Annotated in this window: 9 protein-coding genes; 6 read left to right on the top strand and 3 right to left on the bottom strand. The window is 75.0% G+C overall.

What is annotated here, in order from left to right; genetic code table 11:
* Positions 1–6 precede the first annotated feature (6 nt).
* Positions 7–735: a ZIP family metal transporter gene (locus AC0ZLC_RS27095; protein ID WP_476754584.1), complete on the bottom strand. Its 729-nt coding sequence runs from the start codon at positions 733–735 to the stop codon at positions 7–9.
* Between the two features lie 116 nt (positions 736–851).
* Here AC0ZLC_RS27095 and cobM point away from each other — a divergent pair, with 116 nt between their 5' ends.
* Genes cobM through cobC form a run of 6 tightly spaced genes read left to right on the top strand, consistent with a single transcriptional unit; the run spans position 852 to position 7316 of the window.
* Positions 852–1670, top strand: coding sequence for a precorrin-4 C(11)-methyltransferase (cobM, locus tag AC0ZLC_RS27090; protein WP_476754583.1), 819 nt, complete (start codon positions 852–854; stop codon positions 1668–1670).
* A complete protein-coding gene (cbiE, locus tag AC0ZLC_RS27085; protein WP_476754582.1) occupies positions 1667–2926 on the top strand; it encodes a precorrin-6y C5,15-methyltransferase (decarboxylating) subunit CbiE in 1260 nt (419 codons plus the stop codon). Before cobM ends, cbiE begins: the two co-directional genes overlap by 4 nt.
* Complete coding sequence (gene cobJ / locus AC0ZLC_RS27080; RefSeq protein WP_476754581.1) at positions 2923–4623, top strand: precorrin-3B C(17)-methyltransferase; 1701 nt, start codon at positions 2923–2925, stop codon at positions 4621–4623. Before cbiE ends, cobJ begins: the two co-directional genes overlap by 4 nt.
* Positions 4620–5276 (top strand): precorrin-8X methylmutase, encoded by a 657-nt coding sequence (locus AC0ZLC_RS27075; protein ID WP_476754580.1) that lies wholly within the window; start codon positions 4620–4622, stop codon positions 5274–5276. The genes cobJ and AC0ZLC_RS27075 overlap by 4 nt, the downstream gene beginning before the upstream one ends.
* Positions 5273–6208 carry a sirohydrochlorin chelatase gene (locus AC0ZLC_RS27070; protein ID WP_476754579.1) on the top strand — a complete coding sequence of 312 codons (936 nt, stop codon included), beginning with the start codon at positions 5273–5275 and terminating at the stop codon, positions 6206–6208. Before AC0ZLC_RS27075 ends, AC0ZLC_RS27070 begins: the two co-directional genes overlap by 4 nt.
* Positions 6198–7316, top strand: coding sequence for an Rv2231c family pyridoxal phosphate-dependent protein CobC (cobC, locus tag AC0ZLC_RS27065; RefSeq protein WP_476754578.1), 1119 nt, complete (start codon positions 6198–6200; stop codon positions 7314–7316). Before AC0ZLC_RS27070 ends, cobC begins: the two co-directional genes overlap by 11 nt.
* 30 nt (positions 7317–7346) lie before the next feature.
* Here the strand turns inward: cobC and AC0ZLC_RS27060 are convergent, their stop codons facing one another.
* Both AC0ZLC_RS27060 and AC0ZLC_RS27055 read right to left on the bottom strand, forming a co-directional pair.
* A complete protein-coding gene (locus AC0ZLC_RS27060) occupies positions 7347–7499 on the bottom strand; it encodes an LAETG motif-containing sortase-dependent surface protein (protein WP_476754577.1) in 153 nt (50 codons plus the stop codon).
* Positions 7500–7558: 59 nt separating this feature from the next.
* Positions 7559–8650: an amidohydrolase family protein gene (locus AC0ZLC_RS27055; RefSeq protein ID WP_476754576.1), complete on the bottom strand. Its 1092-nt coding sequence runs from the start codon at positions 8648–8650 to the stop codon at positions 7559–7561.
* Between the last annotated feature and the right edge of the window lie 14 nt (positions 8651–8664).

Below are 8664 nucleotides of genomic sequence, written 5' to 3'. Positions count from 1 at the left end.
GCGCCGTCAGTCCGCGATGCCCACCACGAGCCAGATGAACGCCGCGCCGGCCACCGTGCACAGCAGGGTGGAGCGGGCCGGGTGCTCGTGGTGCGCCTCGGGCAGGATCTCCGCGGCGGCGAGATAGAGCAGCACGCCGCCGAAGAGACCGAGATAGCAGCCGAGCGCCCGCTCCGGGATGCTGACGAAGAGCGTCGAGGCGGCGCCGACGACCGGGGCCACCGCGTCCGCGACGAGCATGCCGATCGCCTTGCGGCGGGCGTTCCCGTACAGGCTCGTGATCGTGTAGGTGTTGAAGCCGTCCGCGAAGTCGTGGGCGATCACGGCCAGCGCCACCGCGAGACCCATCCCGCCGCCGACCTGGAACGCGGCGCCGATCGCCACGCCGTCCATGGCGCTGTGCCCGACCATCGCGGCCGCCGCCGTCAGACCCACCTCGGGCGCCCGGGAGTCGTGCTCCGCGCCGCCGTGGGCGACCCGGCGGGTGGCGAGCAGCCGTTCCCCCAGATGGGCGAGCAGGAAGCCGGCCACGAACAGCAGCAGGGCGGCCGGTACGCCGAAGATCTCCTCGCCCGCGGCCTTCAGCGCCTCGGGGAGCAGATCCAGGCCGACCACCCCCAGCATCAGGCCGCCGGCCAGGCCCAGCACCAGGTGACGACGGTCGGTCACGCGCTGTGCCGTCCAGCCGCCGGCCAGCGTCATCAGGAACGCGCCGAGCGCGACGAAGACCGCCATACGCCCTTGCTATCCGATCGACCCCCGTTCACGCACGTCCGACGGCTGCCCGCCCCCTGACTTCCGCACCACGCGCACCCGGCAGTTCGTACATCTGTAGGAGAGGACCGATTCCCATGGCCGATGCCCCCACCGGCAAGGTGACCTTCGTCGGTGCCGGCCCCGGCGCCGCCGACCTGTTGACGTTCCGCGCCGCGCGCGCCATCGCGGACGCGGACATCGTGATCTGGGCGGCCAGCCTGGTGCAGGCGGAGGTCCTCGACCACGCGCACGAGGGCGCCGAGATCCTGGACTCGGCGACGATGTCCCTGGAGGACGTCGTCGCCGTGTACGAGCGGGCTGCCGCCAAGGGGCTGAAGGTGGCCCGGATCCACTCCGGCGACCCCGCGCTGTGGGGCGGCACGCAGGAGCAGGTCGACCGGTGCGCCGAGCTGGGCGTCGAGACGGAGATCGTTCCCGGTGTCTCGTCCTTCTCCGCCGTCGCCGCGCTCGCCCAGCGGGAGCTGACGATCCCCGAGGTCGCGCAGTCCGTGATCCTCACCCGGCTCGGCGGCGGCAAGACGCCGATGCCGCCCGGGGAGGAGGTGCGGGAGTTCGCGAAGCACGGCACGACGATGGCGCTGTTCCTGTCCGCCGCCCGCAGCGGGCAGCTGGTGAGGGAGCTGCTGGAGGGCGGCTATCCCACGTCGACGCCGGTCGTGGTCGCCTACCAGGCGACCTGGCCGGAGGAGCTGGTCGTGAAGTGCACGATCGGCACCCTGGAGGAGACCGTCAAGGAGCACAAGCTCTGGAAGCACACCCTCTTCCTGGTCGGACCGGCGCTCGACGCGAGTGGCACCCGCTCGCACCTGTACCACCCCGGCCACTTCCACGGCTTCCGCAAGGCCGACCCCGAGGCCCGCAAGGCGCTGCGCGCACGAGGTACGAAGACGTGATCACCATCGTCGGTACGGGGACGGGGGCGCCCCTCCCCACGGACGCCGGGGCGGCCCTCGCGGGGGCGGGGCTCGTCGTGGGCGGCCGGCGGCATCTGGCGGCCGCCCGGCTGCCGGACACGGCGGAGCGGATCGTGCTCGGGCCGCTGGCGCCCGCCCTGGACGCGATCGAGCGGCACCTGCACGAGCACGGCGACGAACGGCCGGTCGTGGTGCTCGCCTCCGGAGACCCCGGGTTCTTCGGAATCGTGCGCGCGCTGGCCGTACGGTTCGGATCCAAAAACCTGACGGTCTCCGCCGGGGTGTCCTCCGTCGCCACCGCCTTCGCCCGGCTCGGCCTGACCTGGGACGACGCGGTCGTGGTGAGCGCCCACGGGCGTGACCTGCGCACCGCCGTCAACGTCTGCCGCGCGCACCCCAAGGTGGCCGTGCTGACCGGGCCCGGCGCCGGGCCCGCCGAGCTGGGCGCCGCGCTGGCCTACCGCTCCGGCGAGCGGGTCCTCGTCGTGGCGAGCCGCCTCGGCGACCCGGGGCACGAGCGGGTGGAGCGGGTCACGCCCGCCGAGGCGGCGGCCCGCGACTGGGGCACGGCGGTGAGCGTCGTCGTGTGCCTGGACACCTCGTACGCCCCGGCACCCGCCCGTACGGTGGCGGGGCCGCCCCCAGGACCCGGCCGCTGGGCCCTGGCCGAGAGCGAGTTCACGCATCGCGACTCGATGATCACCAAGTTCGAGGTGCGGGCGCTGGCGCTGGCCCGGCTCGGTCCGCGGCTCGGCGACCTCGTCTGGGACGTGGGATCCGGTTCCGGGTCGGTGGCGGTCGAGTGCGCGCGGTTCGGTGCCGCCGTCACCGCGATAGAGAAGACGCGGGACGGGGTGGAACGCATCCGCGCCAACGCGGCGGCGCACGGCGTGGACGTGCAGGTCGTGCACGGCGCCGCGCCCACGGTGCTGTTCGACCTGGACGATCCGGACGCCGTCTTCGTGGGCGGCGGGGGACGCGAGCTGCCCGGCATCGTCACGGCGTGCGCGCGCCGGGCCCGGCGGGCGGTCGTGGTCGCCGTGGCCGCGCTCGACCGGGTGCCCGCGGTCCGTGACGCGCTCACCGCCGCCGGGTTCGACTGCGACGGCGTGCTGCTGCAGTCCTCCCGGCTCGCGCCGCTGCCGGGCGACGTCACCCGGCTCGCCGCGACCAATCCCGTTTTCCTGCTGTGGGGCGTCAGGCCTCCGGCCCGTACCGAAGGAGTCCCTCAGTGATCGGCCTGATTTCCGCGACGGCGGCGGGCGCGGCCGCCCGTGACCGGCTGGCCGCGGCCTGGCCCGGGCGCACCCGGGTGTACGACGGGTCCGGCGGTCGTGCCGGGGACGCCGTGCGGCTGGCCTTCGCCGAGTGCGACCGGCTGGTGTGCTTCCTGGCCACGGGCGCGGTGGTGCGGCTCGTCGCGCCGCTGCTGGGTGACAAGACGTCCGACCCGGGGATCGTGTGCGTCGACGAGGCCGGACGGTTCGCCGTGTCCCTGGTCGGCGGCCACGCCGGCGGCGCGAACGAACTGGCGCGGGAGGCCGGCGCGGTGCTGGGTGCCGAACCGGTGGTGACCACCGCGACGGACGCGGTCGGCATGCCCGGTCTCGACACGCTCGGACTCCCCGTGGAGGGGGATGTCGCGGCGGTGTCGCGGGCGCTGCTCGACGGGGAGCACGTCGCCCTGGACGCGGAACTGGCCTGGCCCCTTCCGCCGCTGCCCGTGGGGACGCATGGCGCGTACCGGATCCGCGTCACCGACCGAGCCGTCGGGCACGCCGAGCACGAGGTGCTCCTGCGGCCGCCCTCCCTCGTCGTCGGCGTCGGGGCCTCCAGGGGTGCCCCCGTGGACGAGGTGCTCGCCCTGGTCGAGGACGCGTTGCGGGACGCCGGACTGTCCGTGCGGTCCGTCGCCGAGCTCGCCACCGTCGACGCCAAGGCCGACGAGCCGGGCGTCATCGGGGCCGCCGAACGGCTCGGGGTGCCCGTGGTGACGTACCCGGCGGAGGAGCTGTCGGCGGTCGAGGTGCCGAACCCCTCGGACGCGCCCCTCGCCGCGGTCGGCACGCCGTCCGTGGCGGAGGCCGCCGCGCTGGCCCGCGGGGGTGAACTCCTCGTCCCCAAGCGGAAGTCGGTACGGCCGGACGGGCAGCCCGCGATGGCGACCTGTGCCGTCGTGCGGCGGGCGGCGCGCGGCCGGCTGGCCGTGGTCGGGCTCGGTCCGGGAGCACGCGACCTGCTCACCCCGCGGGCGGCGGAGGAACTGCGGCGCGCCGCCGTGCTCGTCGGGCTCGACCAGTACGTCGACCAGATCCGCGACCTGCTGCGCCCCGGCACCCGGATCCTGGAGTCGGGGCTCGGCGCCGAGGAGGAGCGGGCCCGCACCGCGGTCGCGGAGGCCCGCCGCGGGCAGGCCGTCGCGCTGATCGGCAGCGGGGACGCGGGCGTGTACGCGATGGCGTCGCCCGCGCTGGCCGAGGCGTCCGACGACATCGACGTGGTCGGGGTGCCCGGCGTGACCGCCGCGCTCGCGGCCGCAGCGATCCTGGGCGCGCCCCTCGGGCACGACCACGTGTCGATCAGCCTGTCCGACCTGCACACGCCTTGGGAGGTCATCGAGCGGCGGGTGCGCGCCGCCGCCGAGGCCGACCTCGTGGTGACCTTCTACAACCCGCGCAGCCGGGGCCGTGACTGGCAGCTGCCGAAGGCGCTCGCGATCCTCGCGGAGCACCGGGAGCCGTCGACGCCGGTCGGGGTCGTACGGAACGCCTCGCGCCCGGACGGGAGCAGCCGTCTCACCACGCTGTCGGAACTCGACCCGGCCGTGGTGGACATGATGACCGTGGTGACCGTGGGCAACACGGCGACGCGTGAGATCGCCGGGCGGATGGTCACGCCGCGCGGCTACCGCTGGCAGGAGGAGCCCAAGTGAGGCCGAGCAACCAGGAACTGCCCGCGAGCCGGGTCGTGCACCCCATCGAGCAGGAGTCCTTCCGGCGGCTGCGGGCCCGCCTGGACACCTCCGGTTTCCCGCCGCTGACCCGGGCGGTCGTGGAACGGGTGATCCACTCGGCGGCCGACCTCGAGTACGCCGACGATCTCGTCATGGACGAGCGGGAGCTGGAGCGGGCGCACGCCTTGCTGCACTCCGGAGCGCGCGTCGTCGTGGACGTGGAGATGGTCGCGGCGGGGATCACCCGGCGCGACACCGTGTGCCGGCTGAAGGACGCCAGGTCCGGCCCCGGGCTGACCCGTTCGGCGCACGCGATCCGCCTCGCCCTCGAGGACGTCGGCCCCGGCGCGATCTGGGTCATCGGCTGTGCGCCGACCGCCCTGGAGGAGCTGCTCACGCTCCACGCCGATCCCGCGCTCGTCATCGGTCTGCCCGTCGGTTTCGTCGGCGCGGCCGAGTCCAAGGCCGCGTTGCGCGAGAGCGGGCTGCCCGCTGTCAGCAACGTGTCCGAGAAGGGCGGTTCCGCGGTCGCCGCGGCCGCGCTGAACGCCCTGCTGTACCACCCCGTCGCACCGGCCGCCGGGGCCGTTTCGACCGCCGAGGCCGCACCGGCCGCCAAGGAGAAATCGTGACCATTCCTGCCCCCGCCCTGCTCATCGCCGGACACGGCACCCGGGACGAGGCCGGAGCCGAGGCCTTCCGCGCCTTCGTACGGGAGCTGGGGCGCCGTCACCCCGAACTGCCCGTCGCCGGCGGGTTCATCGAGCTGTCGCCGCCCCCGCTCACCGAGGCGGTGGGCGAGCTCGTGGCGCAGGGGGTGCGGCGGTTCGCCGCCGTCCCGCTGATGCTGGTGTCCGCCGGGCACGCCAAGGGCGACATCCCGGCGGCGCTTAACCGCGAGAAGGAGCGGCACCCCGGGATCTCGTACACGTACGGGCGTCCGCTGGGGCCGCACCCCGCGCTGCTGGCCGTGCTGGAGCGGCGGCTCGACGAGGCGCTGGGCGACGGGCCGACGCGTACGCCCCGAGACCGCGCCGACGTGACCGTGCTGCTCGTCGGGCGCGGGTCCACCGACCCGGACGCCAACGCCGAGGTGTACAAGGCGGCGCGGCTGCTGTGGGAGGGCCGGGGCTACGCCGGCGTGGAGACCGCGTTCGTGTCGCTGGCGGCGCCCGACGTGCCGTCCGGCCTCGACCGCTGCGTGAAGCTGGGCGCGCGGCGCGTCGTCGTGCTCCCGTACTTCCTCTTCACCGGGATCCTCCCGGACCGGGTGCGGCAGCAGACCGAGGGCTGGGCGGCCGCGCATCCCGAGGTGGAGGTCCGCTCCGCCGACGTGATCGGCCCGGAGCCGGAGCTGCTCGACCTGGTGATGGAGCGTTACCGGGAGGCGGTCGAGGGCGACCTCAGGATGAACTGCGACTCGTGCGTCTACCGCATCGCCCTGCCCGGTTTCGAGGACAAGGTCGGCATGGCGCAGCAGCCGCACTTCCACCCGGACGACGACGGCCACCACCATCACGGGCACCACGGAGACGCCGCGCACTCGCACTCCCATGCCCACTGAGGGCACGGCCGGTCCCGGCGCCGACGCTGCCGCCGCCACTGCCGCTGCCGAGGGGGCCGCGCACGATCTGCGTCACCACGGTGACGCGGAGGTCCGGGACGACGGCTCCGCGCTCACCGATCTGGCCGTGAACGTCCGTGCGGACACGCCGCCGGTGTGGCTGCGCGAGCGGATCGCCGAGTCGCTGACGGGGCTCGCCGCGTACCCGGACGGGCGGGCCGCGCGGGCCGCGGTGGCCGCCCGGCACGGGCTCCCCGTGGAGCACGTGCTGCTCACCGCCGGTGCGGCGGAGGCCTTCGTCCTGCTCGCCCGTGCGCTGAAGGTGCGTCACCCGGTGGTGGTGCACCCGCAGTTCACCGAGCCGGAGGCGGCGCTGCGGGACGCCGGGCACACCGTGGAGCGGGTACTGCTGCGTGAGGAGGACGGTTTCCGGCTCGACCCGGGGGCCGTCCCGCAGGACGCGGACCTGGTCGTGATCGGCAACCCGACGAACCCGACGTCCGTGCTGCATCCGGCCGAGGTGATCGCCGCACTCGCCCGTCCCGGGCGGGTGCTGGTCGTCGACGAGGCGTTCATGGACGCGGTGCCCGGCGAGCGCGAGGCCCTCGCCGGGCGGACGGACGTGCCCGGGCTCGTGGTGCTGCGCAGCCTCACCAAGACGTGGGGGCTGGCGGGGCTGCGCATCGGGTACGTGCTGGCCGGCCCTGAGACGGTCACGGAACTGGAGCGGGCCCAGCCGTTGTGGCCGGTCTCCACGCCCGCCCTCGCCGCGGCGCGGGCGTGTGTGTCCTCGCAGGCCCTCGCGGAGGCCGGTCACGCGGCGCACCGCATCGCCGCGGACCGGGCCCATCTGGTCGCCGGGCTGCGGGAGTTCGCGTCCGACGGGCTGCGGGTGGTGGAGCCCGCGGAGGCCTCCTTCGTGCTCGTGCGGCTGCCCCGGGCCGGGGCCGTGCGCCGTCACCTGCGGGACCTGGGCTTCGCCGTGCGCCGCGGCGACACCTTCCCGGGGCTGGGAGAGGAGTGGCTGCGGCTCGCGGTGCGGGACCGGCCGACGGTGAATCGTTTCCTGCAAGCGCTGGACCGGGCGGTGACGCGGGCCGACGGGTGAGGCGAGGAGCCCGCTGAGGGGGCCCCGGCGTCAGCCGCGGTTCCTTCGGGACAGGAGCGCCCCTCCCCCGCCGACGGTGAGCAGCGCCACCGCGCCGCCCGGGAGGTACGGCGTCACCGAACCGGCGCCGGTGTCGGCGAGGCCGGCCTCGCCCGGTGCGCCCTGCGGCTCGGCCTCGGACAACGGGTATCGAGCCGGTTGGCCCGGCGTCACGCCGCGTCAACGGGGAGGCGCGGGTGAGGTCAGCCGACGGGGTTGCCGTTCACGATCACCCGGCGCGGTGCGGCGAGCACGCGGACGTCCGCGCGTGGATCCTCGGCGTAGATCACGAGGTCCGCGGGTGCCCCCTCGTCGAGTCCCGGCCGGCCCAGCCAGCGCCGGGCGTCCCATGCGGTCGCGGACAGCGCCGCCAGCGGCGGGATGCCGGCGGTGACGAGTTCGGCGACCTCGCCCGCGACCAGGCCGTGGGCGAGGGAGCCTCCCGCGTCGGTGCCGACGTAGACCGGGATTCCGGCGTCGTAGGCGGCCCGTACCGTGTCGTAGCGCCGCTCGTGCAGCCGTCGCATGTGCGCCGACCAGGCGGGGTACTTGGCGTCGCCGCCCGCCGCGAGCCGCGGGAAGGTGGCGATGTTGACGAGCGTGGGGACGATGGCGACGCCCCGCTCGGCGAAGAGCGGGATGGTGTCCTCGGTCAGACCGGTCGCGTGCTCGACGCAGTCGATGCCCGCCTCGACCAGGTCCCGCAGGGAGTCCTCGGCGAAGCAGTGGGCGGTGACGCGGGCGCCGAGCCGGTGGGCCTCGGCGATCGCCGCCTCGACCGCGTCCCGCGGCCAGCAGGCGCTCAGGTCGCCCGTAGCGCGGTCGATCCAGTCGCCCACCAGCTTCACCCAGCCGTCGCCGCGCCGGGCCTCTCGGGCCACGTACGCGACGAGGTCCTCGGGTTCGATCTCGTGGGCATAGCCGCGGATGTAGCGACGGGTGCGGGCGATGTGCCGGCCCGCCCGGATGATCTTCGGGAGGTCGTCGCGGTCGTCGATCCAGCGGGTGTCGGACGGCGAGCCGGCGTCCCGGATCAGCAGGGTGCCCGCCTCGCGGTCGGTGAGCGCCTGCTTCTCCGCGACGTCCTCGGGCACCGGCCCGTGCGGTCCGAGCCCGACGTGGCAGTGCGCGTCGACGAGACCGGGCAGCGCCCAACCCTGCACGGTGCGGACGTCGCGGGCGCCGGCGGGGCGCTCGTAGGAGATCCTCCCGCCGACGACCCACAGTTCGTCCCGGACGTCGTCGGGGCCGACGAGCACCCGCCCCTTCACGTGCAGCACCGCGCGATCACTCATGACCGCACCCTAGT

The organism is Streptomyces sp. GLSS-08, from assembly GCF_056387915.1.
The sequence above is the reverse complement of the archived record's forward strand: the minus strand, read 5'-3'. Positions and strand labels throughout refer to the sequence as shown.

What these genes read in the sequence shown, in the direction of transcription:
- AC0ZLC_RS27095 (WP_476754584.1), bottom strand. Translation starts at nt 735, where the DNA reads ATGGCGGTCTTCGTCGCGCTCGGCGCGTTCCTGATGACGCTGGCCGGC.
- cobM (WP_476754583.1), top strand. Translation starts at nt 852, where the DNA reads ATGGCCGATGCCCCCACCGGCAAGGTGACCTTCGTCGGTGCCGGCCCC.
- cobC (WP_476754578.1), top strand. Translation starts at nt 6,198, where the DNA reads ATGCCCACTGAGGGCACGGCCGGTCCCGGCGCCGACGCTGCCGCCGCC.
- AC0ZLC_RS27055 (WP_476754576.1), bottom strand. Translation starts at nt 8,650, where the DNA reads ATGAGTGATCGCGCGGTGCTGCACGTGAAGGGGCGGGTGCTCGTCGGC.